The following is a 24,285-nucleotide window of genomic DNA, read 5'->3' as shown; positions in this document are numbered from 1 at the left end:
CACCGATGGCTGCCTTTTTCGCAAGCATATCGACAGTCTTGGGCATGGCGTCCGAAGGCCGATATGGTCGAATCGTTGGCCCTGTCGGTGTTGCCTGCGGACAGGTTCAAAGACTTCCCCGACCCGGCTTTACACGCGTCGCAATTTGCTTGAGAATTTCAGAATCGCCGCAGCAATCGGGTCCACAACGCTGCGGCCACTAAGAAAACTTCACTCACTTTGAAATCAACACAACAATGAAAGTGGTTGAACGTGCTTGAAGCTGACACGAAACTGGTCGACCTGACGGTCGACATCGTCTCTGCCTACGTCGCAAACAATCAGGTCTCCTCTTCGTCCCTTTCCGAACTGATACAATCGGTGCATGGGCGGCTGAGCGATCTGAATACTGGTAAACCGGCCGAAGCCGCCGTAGCGGCAACGCCCGCAGTACCGATCAAGAAGTCCATCACACCCGACTTCATCATCTGCCTGGAAGATGGACGCAAGTTCAAGTCGCTGAGCCGGCATCTGCGCAGCGCCTATGACATGACGCCCGAGCAATATCGGGAAAAATGGAGCCTGCCCGCCGATTATCCCATGGTGGCGCCGAACTATTCGGCTCATCGCTCCCGGCTGGCAAAGGAACTTGGCCTGGGTCAGCAGGGCCGCCAGACCAAGGAGAAGGCCCCGGCCCGCACCGCGCGCGGCAGGGCCAAGAAAGCCAACGCCTAAGGCGTTTTTGGGAAAGCCGATAAGTAACTGCTCACCCCCTGCCGTTGAGGTCGCACCGTTCCTCACCCCTCGCCCTTGCAAAGCAAAGGCTGGCCTCTCGCTGTAAGAACGGGGCGAGGGTATGGGTGGGGTGGCACCACCGTGAGCAATTACGCCACGAGGCTTCTCGATTAAGAAAACCTGTTGAAACAAAGAGTTGGAGCAAGGTTCGATTTTTCGAAAACGCGCTTTGGCTCCAGCTTCTTGTTTTGGCGCGCCCCTTGCCGGCCCTGATGGTTCCGCCGAATCGCAAAATGCCGGGGCGAGGGAGGCTTTGCCGTCGATCGCCTGTTTCTCGCCGATTTCGTCGTCGGCCGCCAACCAGCGGTGATTTCCATGCTTGGGCAGCTTGGCACGAGGCGACAGTCTTAAAAGGTTGGTACGCTTTCCCGATCCCCCTATGCTACGTGCATGGAGAGACCAAGCAGGGTTTTTCGGCATGGCACATGGACGAGCTTCGCCGGGACCGCCTGCAATGTCTGGTGTCTTGCAGCTTTCTGTTGATCGCGCCTGTGCTCGATCAACAGAAAGCTGCTCAGGGGAGAGTGATGCGTGACCGGTGAGGTAATCTTGTTGAACGGTCTCGGCATTGTCGCCAGCGATCTGGTGGAGCCGGGAACAGTGGCGATCATGCTGCATGGCGGTGACGTGCAGGTCGTGCCGGTGCGTGAGCTGAGGGCGACCGTCGGCCAGATCGGCAGCGAGAAGATCGAGGGCCTGTCGATGGCACCCTCCGATTTCACGCAGGTGCAGGCGGTCATCGAACGCCGCAAGGCCGATGGCGACGACGACAGCGAGGATACGAAGGAATAGGGCGTGATTTCGTGACGCCTGCCGGGATCGCAATGTCGCTCCGGCGTGCGCAGGCGAAGCTGGTAACTACGGCTATCGCGCTCAATCTGCGACTGGAGTGAACCCCTGGACTGAGACAGACAAAATAGGGACAGTTCTCGTTAGGAGAATGGATGTCCGACCAAGAATGTCGAAGTTTCAGCCGCGAGTTCAAGCTGCGAGCGGTGCAGCGCACATCCACTCACCGGCCGGCGGGCAGGGACTCGACCAGGGCTTCGGCGGCGCCGCGGCGCTCGCGCGCCTCCTGCTAACGGTACTGCGCGGTGAGGCGAACGCAACCGGCCTCGATGCCTATGGCTCGGCGCGCTTGGAGAAACGCCATGATTGAATGGACCGTGGGTCACGCTGTCTCGCGCGATGGAACGATCATCGGTTACAGGCAGGTCGGCGCTGGCCCGAGCCTCGTGCTGCTGGCAGGCGCCATGCAGAGCAGCCGCAACTTCACCCAGTTGGGGGAGTTGCTGGCCGATCGCTTCACACTGCATTTGCCTGACCGGCGCGGACGTGGCCTCAGCGGCCCACCGGGGCCGGACTACGGCATCGAGACCGAGGTCGACGATCTGTCGGCGGTGCTGGCGCAAACGGGCGCGCGCGACGTATTCGCGCTGAGTTCGGGCGCCATCGCCACGCTGTGGACGGCGCTGCACCGGCCGCAGGCGCTCGCTAGAATTGCGCTCTACGAGCCGCCGCTGCCGGTCGGCACACTGTCATCGCTGGACTTTGTGCCGCGCTATGAGCGCGAGCTTGCCGCCGGCAATTTGCCGGCCGCCATGGTCACGGTGATGAAGGGGACGGGCGACCGACGCGATTGGTTCACCGGCTTGCCCCGGCTGCTGCTGACTCCGATGATGGGCATGGCGCTGCGCGGCGACGGCGAAGAGGCGGCAGCGATCCGCGAACTGGTGCCCTCCGTCCACTACGATCTGCAACTGGTCGCCGCCACGGCCGGGCAGGTTCAGCGCTTCGGCGCCATCCGCATGCCGGTCCTGCTCATGGGCGGTGACAATTCCAATCCCTACCTGCCGATGGCGCTCGACGCGTTGCAGCACGAGTTGCCTCAGGCGGAGCGGGTCGAACTCAAGGGCATCGGCCACATGGCCTCCGACAATGTCGGCAAGCCAAGATTGGTCGCCAGCGAGTTGCGGCGCTTCTTCACTAGCCCACCGAGAGTCTGACTTAAGTAATTACGGTGAAGTGCACTTAATTTGCGATATGTGAAGCCAGAAGCAGAAATAAATGCACTTCACTTCACTGTACTTCCCGCAAGGCCGATGGCGATCGAGACGACGACAGCGAGGATGCGAAGGAATCGGGCGTGATCTCTTGAGCTTGCCGGGATCGCAATCCGTTGCAGTGCGCTTCAGCCGAGCTTTCCGGCCGCCTCGCGGATGGTCCTGAGCAGAATGGCGAAGGCGGGATGGGCAATCATGTCGGTGCGCATGGTCAGGCCGACCGGTCCCTTCGTGTCGCTGGTCTCGATGGGCAGGGCTCTCAGGGTGGCTTCCTCGATGTCGTTGCTGACCACGCCGTGGGAGATGACCCAGATTGCATCGCTCTGGCGCACGAAAGCCCGGCCAAAGGAATCCGACACCGTCTCGATTTCCGTGGGAACAGACGCGATGCCATTGGCGATGAAGATACGCTCAACGAAGGGACGGATGACGGAGCCGCGCGTCGGCATCAGCACGGGATAGGCGCTCATCTGCTCGAACAGATTGCCGCCGCTGTCGAGGAGCGGATGTCCAGGCCGCACCACGAACACGACCTGTTCCGAATAGAGATGCTCGAAGAAAAAACCGGTCATCTTGTCCGGTGCCGCCAGGCGCCCGACCACGAGGTCGAGCTCACCGATGCGCAACTGCTCCAGGAGGACACTGTTTTCCCCGGTGACGATCTTGACGGTGACGCCGGTGTCCTCCTTGAGGAAGAACCGCATGGCGAGCGGCATGATATGGGCCGAGACCGTCGGCAGCGCTCCGATGCGAAGGGGCGGCCCCACTTTGGCGCCGGCGAGGGCGACGGAATCGATCCCTTGCCTGAGGGCGCTGACGGCGAGGCCGGCATGCTGCATGAACACTTCGCCGGTCCGGGTTATCCTGATGCCACGACCGTCCCGCTCGAACACGCAAACGCCCAAGGCTTCCTCGAGCTCGCGGATCGTCTTGGTCACCGCCGGCTGGCTGACATGCAGCACGCCGGCTGCCTTCACCACGCTTTTCTGTCGCGCGACTTCCAGGAAAGTCTGAAGATGGCGGAACTTGACACGGCTGTCGATCATGGCGACCCATAACCCTGCAGTTAAGATAACGCTAGAAAATATGATTTTACCAAACCAATTGCATCATCCATCTTCGCGGGGAGGAGACGGCCGTGCAGTTCATCACCATCGGCGGCATTACGCTGCATTTTGATCGCAGACCGGCCGGGCAGGGCCGACCCCACCTCGTCTTCATCAATTCCCTCGGCACGGATTTGCGCATCTGGAGCGAGGTGGCCGGGGCGTTCGACGGCTCGATCGCCACGCTCGCCTATGACAAGCGCGGCCATGGCCTGTCCGATCTCGGCCCCACGCCCTATAAGATCGAGGACCATGTCGACGATCTCCTTGGCCTGATCGATCATCTCGGCATTAAGGAAGTGGTGCTGTGCGGCCTTTCCGTCGGCGGCCTCATCGCGCTCGGCCTTGCCGGCCGCCGACCCGGCATCGTCAAGGGCCTGGTGCTGTGCGACACGGCGCATAAGATCGGTACCGCCGATGGCTGGAACAGCCGCATCGCCGCTGTTCAGAAGGGCGGGATCGCCGCGATCGCCGATACCGTGATGAAATTGTGGTTCACGCCGCGTTTTCATGCCGAGCGCAAGCCAGCGCTGGATGGTTGCCGCAACATGCTCGCCCGTCAGCCCGTTGCGGGCTATGCGGCGACCTGCGCGGCGATCCGCGATGCCGACTATACCAGGACCGCCGAGGCGATCGCCGTTCCTACACTGTGCATCGTCGGTGATCAGGATGGTTCGACGCCGCCGGCTCTCGTGCGTTCCATGGCCGATATCATCCCCGGTTCGCAATTCGAGGTCATCGCCGGCGCCGGCCACATTCCCTGCATCGAGCAGCCGGCCGTGCTCGTTGCCCTCATCACCCAGTTTCTTGCACGCTTGCCATCGGAGTGACCCTGCCATGAGTGTTTCGGCGCCACGCTCGGCCAGATATCGCGAGGGCCTCGCCGTTCGCCGCGCCGTGCTCGGCGATGCCCATGTCGATCATGCGGAGGGGGCCTCGACCGCGTTCGACCGTCCGTTCCAGGAGCTGATCACCGAGGCTGCCTGGGGCACGGTGTGGTCGCGCCCGACCTGGACGCAGCGGGAGCGCTCGATCGTTACCCTCGCTTTGCTGGCTGCACTCGGCCATGACGAGGAAGTGGCCATGCATGTCAGGGCAACCGCCAATACCGGCGCGACGCGGGAGGATATCTGCGAAGCCTTCCTGCATGTGGCCGTTTATGCCGGCGTGCCGGCAGCCAACCGGGCAATCAAGATCGCCAAGCAAGTGTTTGCCCAGATGGACGAGGAGGCCGGAAAATCCGATGTCCGCTGAACGCACCGACCTCCGGCCCGAGACGGGCGCTTTCTTTCAGCGCGACCGGAGCTGGCATCCGCCGGCCCTGACGCCGCCCTACAAGACGTCCGTGCTGCGCTCGCCGCAGAAGGCGCTGCTGTCGCTCGACAATACGCTGTCCGAGATCACGGGACCGGTTTTCGGCCACGATCTGCTGGGCCCACTCGACGACGACCTCATCCACAATTTCGCCAGGCCCGGCGAGAGCGCCATCGGCGAGCGCATCATTGTCTATGGGCGTGTCCTGGATGAGCGCGGCAAGGGCGTGCCGGGGGCACTGCTCGAATTCTGGCAGGCCAATGCCGGCGGGCGCTACCGGCACAAGAAGGAAGGCTATCTCGCCGCACTCGACCCGAATTTCGGCGGCTGCGGCCGCACCATCACCGATGTGGACGGCGGCTATGCCTTCCGCACCATCAAGCCCGGTCCCTATCCCTGGCCGAATGGCGTCAATGACTGGCGTCCCGCCCATATTCATTTCTCGGTGTTCGGCCACGGCTTTGCCCAGCGTCTGATCACGCAGATGTATTTCGAGGGTGATCCACTGATCTGGCTGTGCCCGATCGTGAAGACGATCCCTGACAGGGCTGGTATCGAAACCTTGATCGCAGCCCTCGACATGCAGGCGACCATCCCCATGGATGCCCGTGCGTATAAATTCGACATCGTGCTGCGCGGTCGCCGCTCGGCGATGTTCGAGAACCGCCTGGAGGGCAATTGATGGTTCAGGCTCTCGATCGCCTCAAGGAAAGCCCCTCGCAGACCGCCGGTCCTTACGTGCATATCGGGCTGACACCGAATTTCGCAGGGATAGCGGGCGTCTATGACCGCGACCTCGGCGATGTGATGGTCAATGCCGCGACCAAGGGCGAGCGCATCGGCGTGCGAGTGCGCGTGCTCGACGGCTTGGGGACGCCGCTCAAGGACGCGCTCGTCGAGATCTGGCAGGCCGATAGCGCCGGCCTTTACAATTCGCCTTCGGAACGGCGTGGCAAGGCCGATCCCAACTTTGCCGGCTGGGGCCGCAAGGCGACGGATATGACGACGGGTGAGTGCCTGTTCGAGACGGTCAAGCCGGGCCGGGTGCCATTCAAGGATGGCCGCCTGATGGCGCCGCATCTCACCTTGTGGATCGTTGCCCGCGGCATCAATCTCGGCTTGCAGACCCGCATGTATTTCGCTGACGAAGCGGAGGCGAATGCCGAGGACCCGGTGCTGGCACGCATCGAGCATCGCCATCGCGTCGCCACGCTCGTCGCGGCGCGCGAAGGCGATCCCTATGTCTTCGACATCCACCTGCAGGGCGAGCAGGAAACAGTGTTCTTCGATATATGACAGTCTCGCCCCTCGATCATCCGGTTCTTGCCTCCCTGTTGGGCGATGAGGAAACGGCACGCCAGTTCTCCTTCGAAGTGGAGATGGCGGCGATGCTGGCTTTCGAGCTTGCCCTCGCCGAGGCGGAAGCCGAAGAGGGGGTAATCGAAGCCGATGCCGCCGCGGCGATCGCCTTCGGCCTGGCCTCGTTCGTCCCCGATCTCGAGGCGCTCAGGCGTGGCGTTGCCAGTGATGGCGTCATCGTGCCGGAGTTGGTGCGCCAATTGCGTGAAGCGGTTGGAACGCCGCATGGCGACAGGCTGCATTTCGGCGCCACTAGCCAGGATGTCATCGATACCGCGCTGGTGTTGCGACTGGTGGCGATAGTGCAGCGGCTGGATGACCTGTTGGTCGAGGCGGTCGCGAAACTGGCTGGCCTGGAATTGGAATTCGGCAGCCGCAGGCTGATGGGCCGTACCCGCATGCAGGCGGCGATCCCAATTACGGTCGCCGACCGTATACAGGCTTGGCGCGAACCGCTGGAACGGCACAGGAAGCGGCTCGAAGCCATGCGGCCGGCGCTGCTGGTAGTGCAGTTCGGCGGGGCCGCGGGCACGCTGGACAAGCTCGGGACCAAGGCCGCTGCCGTTCAGGCGGGGCTCGCCGCTCGCCTCGGTCTCGGCGATGCCCCGCAATGGCACAGCCAGCGCGACCGGCTTGCCGATTTCGCCGGTCTGCTGTCGCTGATCACAGGAAGCCTCGGCAAATTCGGCCAGGATATCGCCCTGATGGCCCAGGACGGCGGCGAGATTGGCTTGTCCGCCGGCGGAGGATCCTCCGCCATGCCGCACAAGCAAAATCCGGTGGCGGCGGAGATGCTGGTTACGCTCGCTCGCTTCAACGCCACGCAGCTTGCCGGCATGCATCAGGCCTTGCTGCACGAACAGGAACGCTCGGGCGCGGCGTGGACATTGGAATGGCTGCTTCTGCCACAGATGGCCGTGGCGGCCACTGCGTCGCTGCGGTTGGCGGATGAACTCGCCACCCAGATCGAAAGTATCGGTGTGCTGGCCGACGGATAGTCGCGATCCCGAAACAGAAATGGAACGAAAACCGACCCGAGCCTGCCGATGGCATGGAATTCGCGGCGATGAGGGCAGGACATGCGCACACAGGTGGTCATCGTCGGTTCGGGTCCTTCCGGCCTGTTGCTTGGACAGTTGCTGGCCAATGAGGGCATCGCCAACATCATCCTCGAACGTGCCAGCCGCGGTCATGTACTCGCTCGCGTGCGTGCAGGCGTGCTCGAGCAGGGCACGCTGGATCTCATCGATGAAGCCAAGGCGGGCGAGCGCATGCATGCCGAAGGCCTGCCGCATGACGGCATCTCCCTGGCTTTCGACGGCCGGCTGCACCGCATCGACCTGGCAGCCCTGACCGGCGGCAAGCGGGTGATGGTCTACGGCCAGACCGAGGTGACGCATGACCTGATGGACAAGCGCGAGGCTGCAGGCCTGACCACCATCTATGAGGCTGGCAATGTCGAGCTCCACGATTTCGGCGGCGAGGCGCCCTACGTCACCTATGAGAAGGACGGTGCCGGCCATCGCATCGATTGCGACCTCATTGCCGGCTGCGACGGCTTCCATGGTGTCAGCCGTAAATCGGTGCCGTCGACCGCGATCAGGACCTATGAGCGGGCCTATCCCTTCGGCTGGCTCGGCATTCTCGCCGAGGTGCCGCCGGCCGGTCATGAATTGATCTATGCCAACCACCCACGGGGTTTTGCGCTCTGTTCGATGCGTTCGGCTCATCGCAGCCGTTACTATGTGCAATGTCCGCTCGATGACAGGATCGAGGACTGGAGCGACGATCGTTTCTGGGACGAACTGCGCCTACGCCTGCCGCCCGAGGCCGCCGCCGGCATCGTCACCGGACCGTCCTTCGAAAAATCGGTTGCGCCGCTGCGCTCCTTCGTCGCCGAGCCCATGCGTTTCGGGCGCTTGTTCCTGGTTGGCGACGCCGCCCATATCGTGCCGCCCACCGGGGCCAAGGGGCTCAATCTTGCCGCGAGCGACGTGCGCTACCTCTATTGGGGATTGCGGGAGTTCTATCGGGAGAATTCATCGGCTGGCATCGATGTCTATTCGAGCCGGGCGCTTTCCCGCGTATGGAAGGCAGTGCGTTTTTCATGGTGGATGACGACGATGCTGCATCGCTTCCCGGACACGGACGATTTCGGGCAACGGATCCAGGAGGCCGAACTCGATTATCTCGTTCATTCACAGATGGCGTCAGCGGCACTTGCCGAAAACTATGTCGGTCTTCCCTACTGAAATCTCGGAGTCCCATGCCCGTCACATATCCTGCAGGTTATGGTTCGAGCGTTTATTTTCATTTTACATTACCAATTAACGCGTCACATTTGACCAATATGGAAAGCCTGCGATCGGCGTGCCCAAAAGGCGCTGGTCCGGCTTTCAAAGCGTTTTGTGATTTGATCGTATCATTTCAAATCGCAAAGACGCGCCGAACCAAAGAGTTAGAGCAAACAAGCGTTCACACCTGGACGCGCTTTGCTCTAGGAGGAAAGAATGAAAAAAACCGTTCTCGCCGCCAAATCTGTTCTCGCGACCTTGGCGGTCGTCATGCTGTGCGGCAGCGCCCCGGCCGAAACCATCAAGGTCGGCGTGATCGGTCCGTTCTCAGGCCCGTTCGCCATCCAGGGCAAGAATTTCAAGGCCGGTATCGACGCCTACCGGGCTCTGCATGGCAGCAAGGTCGGTAGCGACGACATCGAGATCGTCTATCGCGACGTGCCCCAGGCCGATCCCGCGCAGTCCAAGGCCCTTGCCCAGGAACTGGTGGTCAAGGAACGCGTCCAATATCTCGCGGGGTTCTATTTCACACCGGACGCCATGGCCGTCACCCCGCTGCTGAAGCAGGCCAATGTGCCGCTCGTGGTGATGAATGCCGCGACGTCGGCCATCGTGACCAAGAGCCCCCTGGTGGTGCGCACCTCCTTCACCACCTGGCAGACCTCGGCGCCCATGGCGAAGGTTGCCTTGGAGCGCGGCGCCAAGAAGGCGATCACCGTGGTCAGCGACTATGGTCCTGGCGTCGATGCGGAAAATGCCTTCAAGACCAGCTTCACCGGCGTCGGCGGCGAAGTCGTCGGCACCATCCGCATGCCGTTATCGACCAATGATTTCAGCCCGATCATGCAGAGGGTGAAGGATTCCGGTGCCGATACCCTGTTTGCCTTCCTGCCGTCCGGCCCCACCACGCTCGGCTTCGTCAAAGCCTATAATGACAATGGCCTGGCAAAATCAGGCGTGAAGTTGCTCGCGCCTGGAGACCTGACCCAGGAATCGGATTTGCCGGCGCTCGGCCAGGCCGCCGAGGGCTTGCCGACCACCTTCCACTATGCCGTCTCGCATGACTCGGCCGAGAACAAGAAATTTGTCGAGGCGGCGCGCAAGGCCATCGGCAACCCAAGTGAATTGTCGTTTCCCGCGGTCGGGGCCTATGACGGCATGCATGTCATCTACAAGATGATCGAGGCGACCGGCGGCAAGCAGGACGCCCAGAAGGCGGTGGACGCCGTCAAGGGACTGGCCTGGGAAAGCCCGCGCGGGCCCGTTTCGATCGATCCCGACAGCCGCCACATCACGCAGAACATCTATCTGCGCGTGGTCACCAAGGCCGAGGACGGCAGTTATTACAACAAGGAAATCGCCACTTTCGAAAAACAGGGTGACCCCGGCCTTGCCGCTTTGAAATGACTGCGCCGCGCCGAGATCCACAGAGTGCAAGGCGGCGCCAGGGAGAGAGCATCTTCTGGAACAGTCAGGCCTTGAGTTCAGAAAATGCATTAGAAAAAGGACATAGAGTAAGTGGTAGTTTAACAAAATTGCCATTCCTCTAGTGCTGGATCAGACCATGCAAACCATTCTCAGCGTGGGTATCGACGCCCTTGCCTATGGCATGGTGCTGTTCGTCATCTCCATCGGGCTTTCCGTGACCATGGGGCTGATGCGGGTGGTGAACCTTGCCCATGGCGCCTTCGCCATGATCGGCGGCTACATCGCTTCCTATGCCGTGCAATCCCTCGGCCTGGGATATGCCCTCGCCATCCTGGTGGCCGTGGCCGGCACGGTGGTGATCGCCCTTCCGCTGGAACGCTTGCTCTACCGCCGGCTCTATGGTGCGCCCGAATTGACCCAGGTGCTGATGACCATCGGCATCACCTTCTGCGTCATCGGCATCGCCAATTACGTCTTCGGCCCCACGCTGAAGACCATCCCCTTGCCCGAGCCGTTGCGCGGACCTGTCGATCTCGGCTTTCGCACCATCGCCGCGCATAAATTATTCGCCATTGCCTGTGGCTTGGCCGTTGCCCTGGCTCTCTGGTATCTGATCGAGAAAACTGGGTTCGGTATCAAATTGCGCGCCTCGGTGGACAATGCCGCCATGGCTGCTTCGCTCGGCGTGCGCACCACGATCGTCTATGCCGTGAGCTTTGCGATCGCCGTCGGGCTCGCCGCCTTCGGCGGCATCGTCGGTGCCGAGCTCCTGCCGATCGAACCCTATTATGCCTTGCGCTACATGGTGACCTTCCTGGTTGTGGTCTGCGTCGGCGGAGCAGGCTCGATCCCAGGTGCCTTGCTGGCCTGCCTCGTGCTTGGACTCGTCGACACTACCGGCCGCTATCTCCTGCCCGAATATGGCGAATTCTTCTTCTATCTCGCCGTGATCGCCATCGTCTGCGTCTTCCCACGCGGCCTCATGGGCAGGAGAGCCTGAATGGACATGGTGGAGGGCAAATCCGTGCCCGGTCGGGAAGAAATGCCGAAAACCAACTGGCTGAGGCGCGACCTGGCAGGTCTTGCGGCCGTCCTGGCCGCCGCCGTCGTCGGCTATTGCCTGTTTCCCGACAATCTGGCGCTGCTGACCCGTATCCTCTCGGTCGCGCTGCTCGTGCTTTCGCTCGACCTCGTCACCGGCTTTTGCGGCGTCGCCACGCTGGGCCATGCGGCCTTGTACGGTGCCGGCGCCTATGCCGCGGGGATTGCCGCCGCGCATTGGAACGTCACCGATCCGTTGGCGATGCTCGCCATCTCAGCCGTGGGCGGCGCACTCGCCGGCCTGGTCTCGGGGGTGGTGATCCTGCGCGGGCAGGGGCTCGCGCAATTGGTGCTGTCGATCGCGGTGGTCCATCTCTTCCACGAAGCCGCGAACAAGGCTTCGGCCTATACCGGCGGCAGCGACGGCCTTTCGGGCATCTCACCCGACCCCGTCTTCGGTCTGTTCGAGTTCGATCTGTGGGGTCGCACTGCCTATGGCCTGGGTGTGGCGCTTCTCCTCGTCGTCTTCGTCATGCTCAGACTGCTGGTGCGCTCGCCCTTCGGCATGCTCTGCCGGGGCATCCGGCAGGATCCCGTGCGCATCCGTGCCATGGGTGCTTCGGTGCAGGGCACGCTTTTGAAGATGTATGTCATCTCCGGTGCCGTGGCCGGGTTGGGCGGCGGGCTCAACGCCCTTTCCACCCAGGTGGTGGGTTTGGACAGCCTGAGTTTCACTCTCTCGGCCGAGGCCCTGGTCATGCTCGTGCTCGGCGGCACCGGCTCGCTCTATGGGGCGCTCGTCGGTACCATCGCCTTCATGGGTTTCGAGGATTTCGTTTCGGCGGCCAATCCGTTTCACTGGCTCACCATTGTCGGCGCCCTGCTGATCGCCGTCGTGCTGTTCGCGCCGCGTGGCCTCTATGGCTCGGCCGTCCTGCTTCTTGCCCGTTTCAAGGGGAGGGGCGGATGAGTGCGGTGTTCCAGACCCTTGATTTGAAAAAATCCTTCGGCGGCCTTGCCGTCACGCAAGGCCTGTCGATCAGCCTGAACGCCGGCGACCGTGTCGCCCTGATCGGTCCGAACGGTGCCGGCAAGACCACCTTCGTCAACCTGGTCACCGGCCACCTCGAGCCCGATTCCGGCAAGGTGGTGCTCGCCGGCAGGGACGTCACCGGGCTCGGACCGACGGAGCGTGTGCGCCAGGGCCTCGTACGCTCCTTCCAGGTCACCCGGCTCTTCCCTGACATGACGCCGCAAGAGCATCTGGCGCTCGCCGTCCTGCAGCGCACGGGCCGTACCGGCCGCCTTTTCGGCCATTATCGTGCGAAACCCGACGTGATGGTTGAAGTGGCTGCATTGCTGGCCACGCTCGGCCTCGCAGCGATCGCCACCCGTCCGGTCGCGGAGATCGCCTATGGCCAGCAGCGCCTGCTCGAGATCGCGCTGGCGTTGGCGCTCAAGCCCAAGGTTCTCCTGCTCGACGAGCCGGCCGCGGGCGTGCCGCAAAGCGATACGCCCCGCATCGAGGAGGCGCTGGCCGGCCTGCCCCCCGATCTCGCCGTGCTGATGGTCGAGCACGACATGGACCTGGTCTTCCGCTTCGCCCGGCGCGTCATCGTGCTCGCGGCCGGCGCCATCATCTTCGACGGTTCTCCCGAGGACGTGACGAAGGATGCGCGTGTCCGCCAAGCCTATCTTGGAAACTATGCCCATGAGAAGCAGTCAGCATGACCGCAACGCCGCTTGAAATCAGCGATCTCAGCGCCGGTTATGGCCCGACCCGGGTGCTGGAGAACATTTCCTTCGCCGTTCCCGCCGGCGGGCGTCTGGCCGTACTCGGTCGCAATGGCATGGGCAAGACGACCCTGCTCGCCACCATCGCCGGGCAGACCCGGCGTTACGGCGGCACGCTGCGCCTTGGCGGCAGGGATATCAGCCTGCTCGACAGCGCCTCGCGCGCCCGCGGCGGCCTGGGCTATGTCCCGCAGGCCCGCTGCATCTTCGCCTCGCTGACGGTGGAGGAGAATCTTTTCGTTGGCCTCAAGAACCGTGGCCGCCCGGCGATCGAGGAAGCCTATGAGATGTTTCCGCGCCTCAAGGAGCGCCGCGGGAATCTCGGTTCCCAGCTCTCGGGAGGCGAGCAGCAGATGCTCACCACGGCCCGCAGCATTCTGGGCAGGCCGACGGTGCTGCTGCTGGATGAGCCGCTGGAAGGGCTGGCCCCCGTCATTTGCGAGGAACTGATGGCCGTGTTCTCGCGCCTCGCCGCCGAAGGGCAGATGACTATTCTGCTGGTCGAGCAGCGCATCCAGACCGCGATCGACTTCGCCGATCATGTCGTCATTCTGGAACGGGGGCGCATCGCCTGGTCGGGCGCCTCGGCCACGCTCTCCGAGCAGCCGGAGGTAATCGAGCGGCTACTCGGGGTCGGCGGGCTGCATTGAGCAGGGCCCGGCGCCGGGGCGGATAGCGAGGCGGGTGGCAAGTCAACGCTTTCCCGGAACAGGCGCTCGGGACGGCTCGCGTGCTGCACCCTAACGGATCATGTCGAAATTGATATCGCCGTAATCGGCAAATAGAGCCGGACGCTGCTTTCGCAATAGGCGGAGGTTTTCGAACATGCTGTCGAGCTGGAATTGAAGTGCCGTGACAGCGGCCTGCTCGCTTCCGGTTCTCAAGCCTTGGTAAATCGCGCCATGTTCGGCGATCACGACGTCGAAACTGTTTTCGAAGGCAAAGGCGAGCAGCCTGACGCGGTCGAGCTGTCCCGTTGCGGCACGGAGTGTGCGCCAACTGTTGCCGACGCCTGAGACTTCGCAGATCAGCTTGTGGAAGGCGTTGTCGAGAGCAAAGAATGCATCGGTATCGTGCCGCGCGGCGGCTTCGCCCCGCAGGGCCAGAGAATGCTCGAAATCCTTGGCCCGGGCCGGGACGAAGTGCCGGGCCGCGAGGCGCGTTATCCGGACTTCCAGCGTTTCCCGGACGATCTGGCCGGTCAGCACTTCGTCGATGTCGATCGCGGCAACGAGCGCCTGGCCATCGGGCTCGATAATGACGAACCGTTCGCCTGCCAATTGCTGGATTGCATCCCTGAGCGGCGGGCGGGAAATCGATAAACGGGCGCAGATCTCTTCTTCCTGAATGGCCTCCCCCGGTGCCATTGCCATCGCGATGATGGCACTGCGCAACAGTTCATGAATCTGAGATGTCTCGGACAGGCCCGTATCCAACTTGACGGCTTTGAACAAATCGAGGGCCGATGTCATTGCCTGCCCCTCTGCGCCGGATTGTTGTGGCGGACTAACCCGCTCTTGCCTCAATAAAACACTGCACTGAAGCAATTGACAACTGTATATTTTAAAATACCGATCGGATTTGATCAGACAAATTGTCAAAATGTACTGTAAAACGATTGATCCTATGACGTGTATATGAGGTATGGCCGACTTCGGCGCTCAATTCAGGCGAAGGGCAATCCCACCGGCGGCGAGCAGGCCGACGACGATCCAGGGTGGGGCTTTCCACACCGTCAGCAGCAGGAAGCCGGCCAGCGCCAGCGCAAAGTCTCGCGGCGAGAGGATGGCACTGGTCCAGACGGGGCTGTAGAGCGCCGCAGCGAGGATGCCGACGACGGCAGCATTGGCCCCGCGCATGGCTGCCTGGGCCGCCGGCCGCAGCCGCAACGCGTCCCAGAAGGGCAGCATGCCATAAACCATGAGGAGGCCCGGCGCGAAGACGGCGACCAGCGCGATCAGCGCACCGGCAATGCCGTTGGGCATTGGTGTCATGATGGCACCGAGATAGGCGGCAAAGGTGAAGAGGGGGCCTGGCACAGCCTGGGCCACGCCGTAACCGGCGAGGAAGGCCTCGTTGCTGACCCAGCCTGGCGCAACCACCTCTGCCTGCAGCAGCGGCAGGACGACATGACCACCGCCGAAGACCAGCGCCCCCGAGCGGTAGAAGGCATTGAACAGAGCGATCACGCCGGAGAAGATCGTGTCCGGGCCGGTCGCAGCCGTGAGGAGGGCGGGAATGACGAAGAATGCCGCGAACAGGGCCAGGGCGATGGCACCTTTGCGCCGCGATACGGCAAAGCCGAGACGGCCGACGGCGGTGCTCCGTTCGCCGCGGCAGAGCCAGAGCCCGGCAAGCGCGCCGATGGCGATGGCACCGATCTGGCTGAACCAGCCTGCTGTCAGGACGGTCAGGGCAACAGCCGCCAGGGCGATGGCGGCGCGTTCCCTGTCCGGCGTGAGGGTCTTGGCCATGCCCCAGATCGCCTGAGCGACGACCGCGACCGCCACCAGCTTCAGGCCGTGTAGCACACCTGCAGCCAGGGGGCCGGCAAGGGCCGATGCGCCGAGAGCGAATGCCATAAGGATAATGGCCGAAGGCAGGGTGAAGGCCAGCCATGCTGCAAGGCCGCCCAGCAATCCCCCGCCACGCAAGACTCCGAGGCAGAAACCGACTTGGCTGGAAGCAGGGCCCGGCAGGAACTGGCAGAGCGCGACGAGGTCGGCATAGGCGGCCTCGCCGATCCACTGGCGCCGCACCACCAATTCGTCGCGGAAATAGCCGAGATGGGCAATCGGTCCGCCGAAGGAGGTCAGTCCGAGCTTGAGGAAGATGCCAAAGACCTCGAGCGGCGAACCATTGGCTGGCTCGACATGGGAACGGGCTTGCCTACGCCCATCCATGACCGACCTCCAAACGGATAGCGGCGGATCGAGTGGATGTCGCAGGCCTCGCGCGGAGCTGCATGGTGGAGACGGGGCGGGGCAAAACCGGCCGGCCGAGACGTCTTGCTGCGCGGGCCGCCATCATTTCGAAAACACCTGTATCGCCGAAAATCGATATCGATAGCCGACGATACAGGTGGGAAGTCTCGGGTCAATGACGGTGTCCAATGCTGAAGCGGGCAAGCGCTTCAGCGTGCGCCCCAGGTGTCGCTCAGCTTGTAGCCTTCGGGCCAGGGATCCGAAGGGTCGAGCATGTGCTGGTGGGTGCCGGTAATCCAGGCCCTCCCGGAAATCTCGGGCAGCACTGCCGGACGGCCGCCGACCTCGGTGGTGCCGACGATGCGGCCCGTGAAGGTCGAGCCGATTACCGAAACCGCGGTCAGGCTGTCTTCCATGGTCATCTGCCCGCGTGCGTGCAGCACGGCCATGCGGGCCGACAGCGCCGTGCCCGTCGGCGAACGGTCGACCTTGCCGGGCTGGATCGCCACCGCCGCCCCGGCGCGCAGGCCCTCGGCCGTACGCTCGACGGCACCGGCGAACAGGCAGAAGGAAAAATGCTGCCAATCGGGATTTTCAGGATGGTGGAAGCCGAGCGCCGCATTGGCGGCATTGGTGATGCGCACGCCGAGCGTGGCGATGTCATGCGCCTCATCGGGCTTGAGCGAAAAGCCCAGGGCGGCGGCGTCGACGATGACGAAACTGTCGCCGCCATAGGCGGTGTCAACGGTAAGCGTGCCCAGTCCCTCGACTTCAAGCTTTGCATCAAGCTTGTCAGCGAAGCTCGGAAGGTTGCGTACGAAAATGCGTTCGGCCTTGCCGTTCCGACACTCTGCGCGAACGCGAACGAGCCCGCCGGGCGCTTCCAGGGTGATCTCCGTCACCGGCTCGTGCATCGGCAGGATGCCGCTGTCGAGCAGCACGGTGGAGACGCAGATCGAGTTCGAGCCGGACATCGGCGGGGTGTCTTCCGGCTCCATGATGATGAAGGCCGCGTCCGCTTCGGGGTGCTTGGGCGGCACCAGCAGGTTGACATGGCGGAACACGCCCCCACGCGGCTCGTTCAGGACGAAGTTGCGCAGGGTCTGGTCGCGGGCGATCCAGCGGCTCTGTTCCCAGATGGTGTCGCCGGGCGGCGGGGTGACGCCGCCGACGATGACGTCGCCGACCTCACCCTCGGCATGGGCCGAGATCACATGGATGGTCTTGGTGCTGCGCATGGGAATTCCTCAGGAAAGCCAGGTCGGCAAACGGCGCGGGGCATGGCCGGTCAAGGCTGCGGCCACGCAATCGGCAAGGTTGCCCAGGCGCACGGTGCGGCCGGACAGGCCAGGACCGTAATGGGCGTATTTGCCCGAATTCGTCATCACGGCGCGGGTCCGCGTCGGGAAGACCGGTTCGGAAATCGAACACCAGCACAGGTCCGGCAATACCTGCACGCCACTCTCCTGCAGGCGTGCAAGCGTGCCATCGCTTTGTGCTTCGCGGATGACCTGCTGTCCGGCGGTGACGATGACGGCGACATCCGCAAGACACCTGCGGCCTGCCAGCGCCTCGGCAAGGTTGCGGCATTCGTCGAGCGACGCATGCGGGCTGCCGATTGCGACAAGTTCTACCTGTTCCGGCCCTTCGTTGAGGCGCTGCCAGGCTGCAGCCATGTCGGCGCGGGTGATGACGGCATGGTCGGCGTCATCGGCCACGGCACCGCCAGCCTCTGGCGTGACCCCTTCGACATGCAGCATCGGCGCGGCCGAGGTGGTGCCGAAGGCGGCGCAGAGCGCCTTGAGGTCGTCCCGCGAAGGACGGGCCGTGGCGATGCCGCGCAGGAGCGGGATGCGTTCGGGCGCGGCGCGGCCGGCCAGATAGCCGATCAGCGGCCAGAAGGCATCGTCCACATCTCCGGGCAGTTCGACGTCGAGGACGCGGCGGGCTTTGCGGTGCCGATCGAGATAGACACCCGACAGGGGAGCCCGTCCCGTCACGGCGATGCAGAGGTCGAGGAAGTCGGGATGCTTGGCCGTTCGCGCACCGAGCACGGTGTTGGCGAAGATCACCGCATTGGACTCGGCCCAGGCGATGGTTTCGCCGGCATTGGGGGCGCTGTCGAGCAGATAGGGCGAACAGGTGAAGGTCGGTCGGCAGCCCATGCGGACATAGGCATCGGCGAGGCTCGCGGCGGGGGCGCCGAAGGAGGGCGGCACGCCCTGTTCCCGCCAGTGGGCATGATCGACCGAAATCGCGTTCATCGTGGTGGGCACGCGGACCCGCGCGCCCATCTCAGCCATCTTCTCGGCAAAGGTCAGGTTGGCGGGGCTGGCATAGATGCAGCCGTCGATATGAGCCTGGGTGACGTCCACAAGCCCCTGGGCGCCCTGCTGGGCCGCCATGGCGCAGATGATGCGCATGGCCTGCTGTATCGCCGGTCCGTCGCGTCCATCGAGCATGGAACGGTCGGTATCGGTGAGGTCGAGCGTGGCAAGAGCCGGGGGCGCGAGAGACAAAGTGAGACCCTCGGCCTCGATGCCTGTATCGTCGATGCGTGCGGACTTTGCCCGTGCCAAGGCCGCGAAAGCCTCCGGCGCCAGGCGCAACACGGGCAGGGGCCTGCCGAAGAGTTCGGCGGCAATCAGCGCACCCAGGGTCAGCACGTCCTCGGGTTCCGAGAACACTAGCGCGGCAGGCGCCCGCCCGTTGAGGACGAGGTCGAGCAGCACGCCCGAACCCGTGCACGAGCCCCGGCTGGACGGCATCATCAGGATGCCACCCGTGAGGCAGGTTCCGTGCAGGGGATGGTGCACGTCAATCACCTGCCCGGTGGCGGGATCGACACCGCCCCAGAAGCTGAGCGCTTCCTCGCTGGCGATGACAGGCCCGTGGGCGGAGCCGGCAAGGATGCTGCGCGCGGATAAGGCGGTGTTCATTTCACCACGAAACCAGTTCACTTGACCACAAAACCATGGGCGAAGGGGTCGCGATCGTCGATGAAGATGGTGTTGATGCCGGTCATGCGCGCCCAGCCTGCGATGGAGGGGATGATCGCCGCGCGGCCGGCAACTTCGGTTGCCGCCTCGACCCGCCCCTTGAACAGCGAGCCGATGATCGATTCATGCACGAATTCGTCGCCGACCTTCAGCTTGCCCTTGGCGGCGAGCTGGGCCATACGGGCCGAGGTGCCGGTGCCGCATGGCGAGCGATCGATGGCCTTCTCACCGTAGAACACGGCATTGCGGGCATGCGCGCCTGCCTGCGTGGGCTTGCCCGTCCACTGGATATGGCTGAGGCCCTGGATCTCAGGATGTTCAGGGTGGACGAACTCATATTTGGCGTTGAGCGCGGCGCGCAGTTTCGGGCTCCAGCCCACCAATTCGCCGGCGGTATGGTCGGCCATGTCGCGGAAGTTCTTCTGCGGCTCGACGATGGCATAGAAATTGCCGCCATAGGCGACGTCGACCACGATCTCGCCCAGGCCCTCGACCTCGGCCGTCAGGCCTTCCGCGTGGAGGAAGCCGGGCACGTTGGTGAGGCGAACCTCCTCCACGAAGCGGCCCTCCTGGCGGTAGGTGATGTCGACCTTGCCGGCGGGGGCGTCGATCGAGAGCTTGCCGGGTTCGCGCGGGGTGATCAGGCCGTGCTCGATCCCCATGGTGATGGTGCCGATGGTGCCATGGCCACACATCGGCAGGCAGCCGGAGGTCTCGATGAACAGCACGGCAACGTCACAGTCCGGCCGCGTCGGCGGATAGAGGATCGAGCCCGACATCATGTCGTGGCCGCGGGGCTCATACATCAGGCCGGTGCGGATCCAGTCGAATTCGCGCAGGAAGTGGGCGCGCTTTTCCAGCATGGTCGCGCCTTCCAGGCGCGGGCCGCCGCCCGACACCAGGCGGACGGGATTGCCGCAAGTGTGGCCGTCGATGCATGAGAACGTATGGTTGGCCATGGCAGGACCTTTTCGTCAGAAACGCTGAGGCGAGAAAGAAGCGATATCGATGGCGGGCTTATGGCCGGTCAGAAGATCGGCGACGATCCGCGCCGTACCGGCCGACTGGGTCAGGCCGAGATGGCCGTGACCGAAGGCGTGGATCACGCGCGGCGTGGCGCGGGCACGGCCGATGGCGGGCAGGCTATCGGGCAGGGAAGGGCGGAACCCCATCCACTGCACGCCACCTTCCGGCTTCAAAGCGGGCAGGAAGGCCTGCGCCTTCTTCAGCATGGCCTCGGAACGACGGAAATTCGGCTTGAGTTCCAGGCCACCGAGTTCCACGGCGCCGCCAACGCGAATGCCGGTCGACAGGCGCGTGACCACGAAGCCGTGGCCACCGAAGGTGATCTGAGTGCGTAAATCGAGGGCATCGGGCGGCAAAGTGGTGTTGTAGCCGCGCTCGGTTTCCAGCGGAATGATCTCGCCAATGGTCCGGACGATCCGGTGCGAGAAGGCGCCGGCCGCGAGCACCACCTTGGCGGCTCGCCGCACGCTGCCGTCGGCACCAAGGATCTCGACGCCGTTTTCGAGGGGGCGCAGCGCCTTGACCTCCACCCGCTCGATCAGCCCATCACTGGCGCGCAGATGGTCGGCCAGCGCCAGGGTATAGAGCTTGGGATCGGCGATGGAGTACCAACCGGGCGTGAAGGTGCCATGGGTGAAACGTGGGGCCAGCCCGGGCTGGATTTCGGCCATGCCGGCGGCATCGAGATGACGGAATTCGATACCGTGCGCCTGCCGAACGGCCCAGCCCGGCAGCGAGGCTTCGAGTTCCGCCTTGCTCTCATAGACCTGCAGATTGCCTTCCTTGCGCAGCATCGGCAGTGTGCCGGTCTGGGTGAGGAAGGGCTCGAGCTCAGCTTTGGACAGATCCATCAAGGCGGTCTGGGCAGTGGTCGAATGCGCGACGCGTGACGCCGAGCAGGCCCGCCAGAAGCGGAACATCCAGGGCGCGATCTGCAGCGCATAGGCCGGCGGCACGCTCAGGGGGCCCAGCGGATCCAGCAGCCATTTCGGCGCCTTCTTCAGGATGCCGGGCGAGGCGAGCGGCAGGATGTCAGTAAAGGCGAAGGCCCCCGCATTGCCCGCCGAAGCGCCGGCTGCCGGGCCTTCCCGGTCCAGTACCGCGACCGAGAGCCCGCGCGCCTTGGCGGCGATGGCGCAGGACAGGCCCACCACGCCGGCACCGATGACGACGACATCGAGATCGGAACTCACCGCACGCTCGCCAGGAATTTCTGGGTTTCGGGGTTCTGCGGCGCACCGAAGAGCTGGTCCGGCGTGCCGATCTCCGCCATCACACCCTGGTGGAAGAAGGCCACCCGCTTGGAGACATCACGGGCGAACGCCATTTCGTGGGTGACGCAGATCATCGTCATGCCCTCTTCTGCCAGCATCTTGAGCGTATCGAGCACTTCGCCGACGAGCATCGGGTCGAGCGCTGATGTCACCTCGTCAAACAGCATATATTCGGGCGACATCGCAAGGGCCCGGGCGATCGCCATGCGCTGCTGCTGGCCGCCCGACATGCGGCTGGGATAGACGGAGAGTTTCTCGCCAAGCCCGACATGGGAGAGCTGCCTGACTGCGATCTCCTCCGCCTTGGCCTTGGCCATGCCGAGCACCTTGCGCGGGGCAAGCATCACGTTTTCCAGGACGGTCAGATGCGGAAATGCGTTCCATTGCTGGAAGACGATGCCGACCTTCCGGCGCAGCTTGTTGAGGTCGGTGCTCTTGGCGTGGACCTCGGTGCCGTCGATGGTGATCCTGCCCGAATTGATCGGCTCCAGTCCGTTGATGCAGGTCAACAGCGTCGATTTGCCCGAGCCGGATCCGCCGATGATGCTGACCACTTCGCCCTTGTCGACGGTGAGGTTGATGCCCTTCAGCACTTCGAGAGCGGAAAAGGATTTACGGACGTTCTGGATCTCAATCATGGGGGGACCACCGTCTTTCGAGATAGCCGCCCAGCCGGGCGATGGGGAAGCTGATGAGGAAATAGATGGCGCCGCAGATCATCAGGATGAACAAGGGCTCCTGCAGGCGGGTGACCAGGATCTGCGAGGCGCGCAGGAGCTCGATCAGGCCGAGCCAGAGCACCAAAGCGGAATCCTTCATCACACCGAGCGTGAGACCGATCCAGGAGGGCAGCGAGACGCGTATCGCCAGCGGGGCCACGATATAGCGCATGTCCTGCCACCAGCTCATGCCGAGCGAGCGGGCGGCCCGGCGGGTGGTTGTCGGTACCGAGCCGATGCCGCCGCGCACGATCTCGGTGCAGTAGGCGGCCGTATACAAGCTCAACACCACGCAGGAGGTGGTGAAGGGCGGCCAACCCAGTCGCGCGATGGACTGGAAGGCATTGGCCAGCACGAGCTGGATCAGGAGTGGGACCGAGCGGAAGATGTCGAGCAGGAAGGTCAGCGGCACCGACCAATAGGGGCCGAGCTGGACGCGGATCACGCCGAAGAGGATGCCGAGAACGGTACCGGCCGCGACGGAGACCGCCGTCACAGCCAGCGTCATCCCGGCGCCTTGCGCGAGGAAGGCGAAATCGCTCCAGGTAAGGGCGGTGTTGAACATGATCAGCCCTCTCAATACCGGAACATGCGCCAGGCAACCGCCCGGGCAGCCAAAGTGACGGCCTTGGCGATCAGGTAGTAGATCACCGCGGCCAGCGCGAAGAATTCGAAGGTGCGGAAGGAGCGCGCATTCAGCTCCTGCGTGACACCGGCGAGATCGGTATTCATGCCCACGGTGACGCCGAGCGAGGTCATCAGGATGGCCCAGACCATCTGGTTGGTGGCGGGCAGGAAGGCGACGCGCAGCATCTGTGGCACCACGATCATCCGGAAGGCCTGCAGCGAGGTCATGCCGAGCGAGCGGCCGGCACGGGCCTGGGTGTCGGGAATGGCCTTGAGGGCGCCGCGGAAATTCTCGGCCAGATAACCCGCATTGTTGAAGGCGATACCGACGAGCAGCGCAGTGAACGGCGTCAGATGGATGCCGAAATTGCCGAGGCCGAAATGGGCCATGTAGATCTGGAACAGCGCCGGCGTATTGCGCGCCACCTCGACCCAGGCCGAGGCGAAACCGCTGAGCAGGCGATTGCAGGACAGGCGGAACAAGGTGAGGACGATGGCGATGGCCAGGCCGATCGCCATCGACAGGAGCGCGATCTGCAGGGTGACCAGGGCGCCTTCGAGCAACTGCGGCAGCGCCTTCAGCGCCTGGTTCCAATGGAAGGCATATTTGAACATGCCGTTTCACCTCTCGAGTAGGATCGGCGGCGCGAAGCTTGCCAGCGCGCCGCCGGTGAAACGGTCAGGTCAGCGATAGGAACCGTTGACGGTGAGATTGGGAACGTGGTCGTCGACCCACTTCTTGTAGAGCTCGGCGTAGCGGCCGGTGCGAACCTGCTGGTTGATGAACAGGTTGAGATAGTTGATCAGGCCGTATTCGTCGCGATTGGTGAACAGCGCCACATAGTCGATGTCGAAGGGCGCCTTGCCGACCACGGCGATGCCGGGGAACTTGCCGGTCTTCACATTGGCCTGTGCGACCGTCGAGGTCGAGACGGTGGCGTCGAGCTGGCCCTGGCTCAAGGCGAGGAAGACGTCGGCCTGGGTCTGGTAGGGACGGAATTCGCCGCTGCCCCAGGCCTTGACCTGCTTTTCCAGCGCGATGGCTTCATAGGTGCCGGCGGTCGCGCCGACGACCTTGCCCTTCATGTCCTCGAAGGACTTGACGCCAGACTTTTCATTGGCGGTCACGGCCATTTCGAAGGCGAAGTAGGGGATGGTCATGCCGACGGTCTTGGCACGCTCCAGCGTGTCGGAGGTCGAGGCGACGCCGACATCGACGCGCCCGGACATCAGGGCCGGAATGCGCTCGGGGAAGGGTGTCTCGACGATTTCGGCCTTCACGCCGAGGGCCTTGGCGAGATCGTTGCAGTAATCGACGTCGAAGCCGATCGGATTGTTGTTGGCATCGCGCGCGCCCATGGGCGGGAAGTCGAGCACGACAGCGCAGCGCAGCGTTCCCGAAGCGATGATGTCATCCAGCTTGTCAGCCTTGGCGGGGCTGACCATGGCGATGGCGGCCATGAGGCCGAAGGCGGCAACCGATTTCCTCATTCTAACGCTCTCTCCCTGCGTTGGCCCGTGTTTTTCACGGCGGGGCCACTAT

Annotated in this window: 26 protein-coding genes; 15 read left to right on the top strand and 11 right to left on the bottom strand. The window is 63.7% G+C overall.

The features are described from left to right. The first annotated feature begins 252 nt into the window (after positions 1 to 252). From ACN6KF_RS31915 to ACN6KF_RS31900, 4 genes are all read left to right on the top strand, one after another. Positions 253 to 714 carry a Ros/MucR family transcriptional regulator gene (locus ACN6KF_RS31915; protein ID WP_434960900.1) on the top strand — a complete coding sequence of 154 codons (462 nt, stop codon included), beginning with the start codon at positions 253 to 255 and terminating at the stop codon, positions 712 to 714. 591 nt (positions 715 to 1,305) lie between these two features. Continuing rightward, entirely contained in the window at positions 1,306 to 1,566 is a 261-nt protein-coding gene (locus ACN6KF_RS31910) for a hypothetical protein (RefSeq protein ID WP_434960899.1), read from the top strand. A gap of 166 nt (positions 1,567 to 1,732) precedes the next feature. Continuing rightward, positions 1,733 to 1,933 carry an FAD-dependent monooxygenase gene (locus tag ACN6KF_RS31905; protein ID WP_434960898.1) on the top strand — a complete coding sequence of 67 codons (201 nt, stop codon included), beginning with the start codon at positions 1,733 to 1,735 and terminating at the stop codon, positions 1,931 to 1,933. After that, the gene (locus tag ACN6KF_RS31900; RefSeq protein ID WP_434960897.1) at positions 1,926 to 2,780 is read left to right on the top strand and encodes an alpha/beta fold hydrolase; all 855 of its coding nucleotides are present in this window, start codon (positions 1,926 to 1,928) and stop codon (positions 2,778 to 2,780) included. The genes ACN6KF_RS31905 and ACN6KF_RS31900 overlap by 8 nt, the downstream gene beginning before the upstream one ends. Before the next feature lie 185 nt (positions 2,781 to 2,965). Here the strand turns inward: ACN6KF_RS31900 and pcaQ are convergent, their stop codons facing one another. After that, a complete protein-coding gene (gene pcaQ, locus ACN6KF_RS31895; RefSeq protein ID WP_434960896.1) occupies positions 2,966 to 3,883 on the bottom strand; it encodes a pca operon transcription factor PcaQ in 918 nt (305 codons plus the stop codon). Positions 3,884 to 3,975: 92 nt separating this feature from the next. On the opposite strand from pcaQ, the gene pcaD reads away from it, so the two are divergent. From pcaD to ACN6KF_RS31840, 11 genes are all read left to right on the top strand, one after another. After that, complete coding sequence (pcaD, locus tag ACN6KF_RS31890) at positions 3,976 to 4,773, top strand: 3-oxoadipate enol-lactonase (RefSeq protein ID WP_434960895.1); 798 nt, start codon at positions 3,976 to 3,978, stop codon at positions 4,771 to 4,773. 7 nt (positions 4,774 to 4,780) lie between these two features. Continuing rightward, positions 4,781 to 5,197: a 4-carboxymuconolactone decarboxylase gene (pcaC, locus tag ACN6KF_RS31885; RefSeq protein ID WP_434960894.1), complete on the top strand. Its 417-nt coding sequence runs from the start codon at positions 4,781 to 4,783 to the stop codon at positions 5,195 to 5,197. Beyond that, on the top strand, positions 5,187 to 5,939 hold the full coding sequence (gene pcaH / locus ACN6KF_RS31880) for a protocatechuate 3,4-dioxygenase subunit beta (RefSeq protein WP_434960893.1): 753 nt from the start codon (positions 5,187 to 5,189) through the stop codon (positions 5,937 to 5,939). The genes pcaC and pcaH overlap by 11 nt, the downstream gene beginning before the upstream one ends. Then, a complete protein-coding gene (pcaG, locus tag ACN6KF_RS31875) occupies positions 5,939 to 6,553 on the top strand; it encodes a protocatechuate 3,4-dioxygenase subunit alpha (protein ID WP_434960892.1) in 615 nt (204 codons plus the stop codon). The genes pcaH and pcaG overlap by 1 nt, the downstream gene beginning before the upstream one ends. Next, positions 6,550 to 7,614, top strand: a complete 1,065-nt coding sequence (locus ACN6KF_RS31870) for a 3-carboxy-cis,cis-muconate cycloisomerase (RefSeq protein WP_434960891.1) — start codon at positions 6,550 to 6,552, stop codon at positions 7,612 to 7,614. Before pcaG ends, ACN6KF_RS31870 begins: the two co-directional genes overlap by 4 nt. A gap of 81 nt (positions 7,615 to 7,695) precedes the next feature. Then, complete coding sequence (gene pobA / locus ACN6KF_RS31865) at positions 7,696 to 8,868, top strand: 4-hydroxybenzoate 3-monooxygenase (protein ID WP_434960890.1); 1,173 nt, start codon at positions 7,696 to 7,698, stop codon at positions 8,866 to 8,868. A gap of 258 nt (positions 8,869 to 9,126) precedes the next feature. After that, entirely contained in the window at positions 9,127 to 10,317 is a 1,191-nt protein-coding gene (locus ACN6KF_RS31860) for an ABC transporter substrate-binding protein (RefSeq protein ID WP_434960889.1), read from the top strand. Between the two features lie 157 nt (positions 10,318 to 10,474). Then, complete coding sequence (locus ACN6KF_RS31855; protein ID WP_434960888.1) at positions 10,475 to 11,338, top strand: branched-chain amino acid ABC transporter permease; 864 nt, start codon at positions 10,475 to 10,477, stop codon at positions 11,336 to 11,338. Between the two features lie 6 nt (positions 11,339 to 11,344). After that, complete coding sequence (locus ACN6KF_RS31850) at positions 11,345 to 12,349, top strand: branched-chain amino acid ABC transporter permease (protein WP_434961356.1); 1,005 nt, start codon at positions 11,345 to 11,347, stop codon at positions 12,347 to 12,349. Next, positions 12,346 to 13,110, top strand: a complete 765-nt coding sequence (locus ACN6KF_RS31845) for an ABC transporter ATP-binding protein (RefSeq protein ID WP_434960887.1) — start codon at positions 12,346 to 12,348, stop codon at positions 13,108 to 13,110. The genes ACN6KF_RS31850 and ACN6KF_RS31845 overlap by 4 nt, the downstream gene beginning before the upstream one ends. Next, positions 13,107 to 13,823 (top strand): ABC transporter ATP-binding protein, encoded by a 717-nt coding sequence (locus tag ACN6KF_RS31840; RefSeq protein WP_434960886.1) that lies wholly within the window; start codon positions 13,107 to 13,109, stop codon positions 13,821 to 13,823. Before ACN6KF_RS31845 ends, ACN6KF_RS31840 begins: the two co-directional genes overlap by 4 nt. A 90-nt stretch (positions 13,824 to 13,913) precedes the next feature. Here the strand turns inward: ACN6KF_RS31840 and ACN6KF_RS31835 are convergent, their stop codons facing one another. The 10 genes from ACN6KF_RS31835 to ACN6KF_RS31790 all read right to left on the bottom strand — a co-directional run bounded on the left by ACN6KF_RS31835 (position 13,914) and on the right by ACN6KF_RS31790 (position 24,233). After that, positions 13,914 to 14,645, bottom strand: coding sequence for a GntR family transcriptional regulator (locus ACN6KF_RS31835; RefSeq protein ID WP_434960885.1), 732 nt, complete (start codon positions 14,643 to 14,645; stop codon positions 13,914 to 13,916). A gap of 189 nt (positions 14,646 to 14,834) precedes the next feature. Then, positions 14,835 to 16,076 carry a chromate efflux transporter gene (chrA, locus tag ACN6KF_RS31830; RefSeq protein WP_434960884.1) on the bottom strand — a complete coding sequence of 414 codons (1,242 nt, stop codon included), beginning with the start codon at positions 16,074 to 16,076 and terminating at the stop codon, positions 14,835 to 14,837. Between the two features lie 230 nt (positions 16,077 to 16,306). After that, on the bottom strand, positions 16,307 to 17,335 hold the full coding sequence (locus ACN6KF_RS31825; RefSeq protein WP_434960883.1) for a trans-3-hydroxy-L-proline dehydratase: 1,029 nt from the start codon (positions 17,333 to 17,335) through the stop codon (positions 16,307 to 16,309). A 9-nt stretch (positions 17,336 to 17,344) separates the two neighbouring features. Then, positions 17,345 to 19,036 (bottom strand): cis-3-hydroxy-L-proline dehydratase, encoded by a 1,692-nt coding sequence (gene lhpI, locus ACN6KF_RS31820; RefSeq protein ID WP_434960882.1) that lies wholly within the window; start codon positions 19,034 to 19,036, stop codon positions 17,345 to 17,347. A gap of 17 nt (positions 19,037 to 19,053) precedes the next feature. Beyond that, positions 19,054 to 20,055: a 4-hydroxyproline epimerase gene (locus ACN6KF_RS31815; protein ID WP_434960881.1), complete on the bottom strand. Its 1,002-nt coding sequence runs from the start codon at positions 20,053 to 20,055 to the stop codon at positions 19,054 to 19,056. Positions 20,056 to 20,070: 15 nt separating this feature from the next. Continuing rightward, entirely contained in the window at positions 20,071 to 21,315 is a 1,245-nt protein-coding gene (locus tag ACN6KF_RS31810; RefSeq protein WP_434960880.1) for an NAD(P)/FAD-dependent oxidoreductase, read from the bottom strand. Beyond that, complete coding sequence (locus ACN6KF_RS31805; protein ID WP_434960879.1) at positions 21,312 to 22,034, bottom strand: amino acid ABC transporter ATP-binding protein; 723 nt, start codon at positions 22,032 to 22,034, stop codon at positions 21,312 to 21,314. The genes ACN6KF_RS31810 and ACN6KF_RS31805 overlap by 4 nt, the downstream gene beginning before the upstream one ends. Continuing rightward, positions 22,027 to 22,680, bottom strand: coding sequence for an amino acid ABC transporter permease (locus ACN6KF_RS31800; protein ID WP_434960878.1), 654 nt, complete (start codon positions 22,678 to 22,680; stop codon positions 22,027 to 22,029). The genes ACN6KF_RS31805 and ACN6KF_RS31800 overlap by 8 nt, the downstream gene beginning before the upstream one ends. 11 nt (positions 22,681 to 22,691) lie before the next feature. Continuing rightward, positions 22,692 to 23,357, bottom strand: coding sequence for an amino acid ABC transporter permease (locus ACN6KF_RS31795; RefSeq protein ID WP_434960877.1), 666 nt, complete (start codon positions 23,355 to 23,357; stop codon positions 22,692 to 22,694). Positions 23,358 to 23,426: 69 nt separating this feature from the next. Continuing rightward, the gene (locus tag ACN6KF_RS31790) at positions 23,427 to 24,233 is read right to left on the bottom strand and encodes an ABC transporter substrate-binding protein (RefSeq protein ID WP_434960876.1); all 807 of its coding nucleotides are present in this window, start codon (positions 24,231 to 24,233) and stop codon (positions 23,427 to 23,429) included. Between the last annotated feature and the right edge of the window lie 52 nt (positions 24,234 to 24,285).

Origin of the sequence: Labrys methylaminiphilus subsp. lupini (assembly GCF_051161885.1) — a bacterium.
In the GTDB taxonomy this organism is placed as follows: Bacteria; Pseudomonadota; Alphaproteobacteria; order Rhizobiales; family Labraceae; genus Labrys.
The sequence above is the reverse complement of the archived record's forward strand: the minus strand, read 5'-3'. Positions and strand labels throughout refer to the sequence as shown.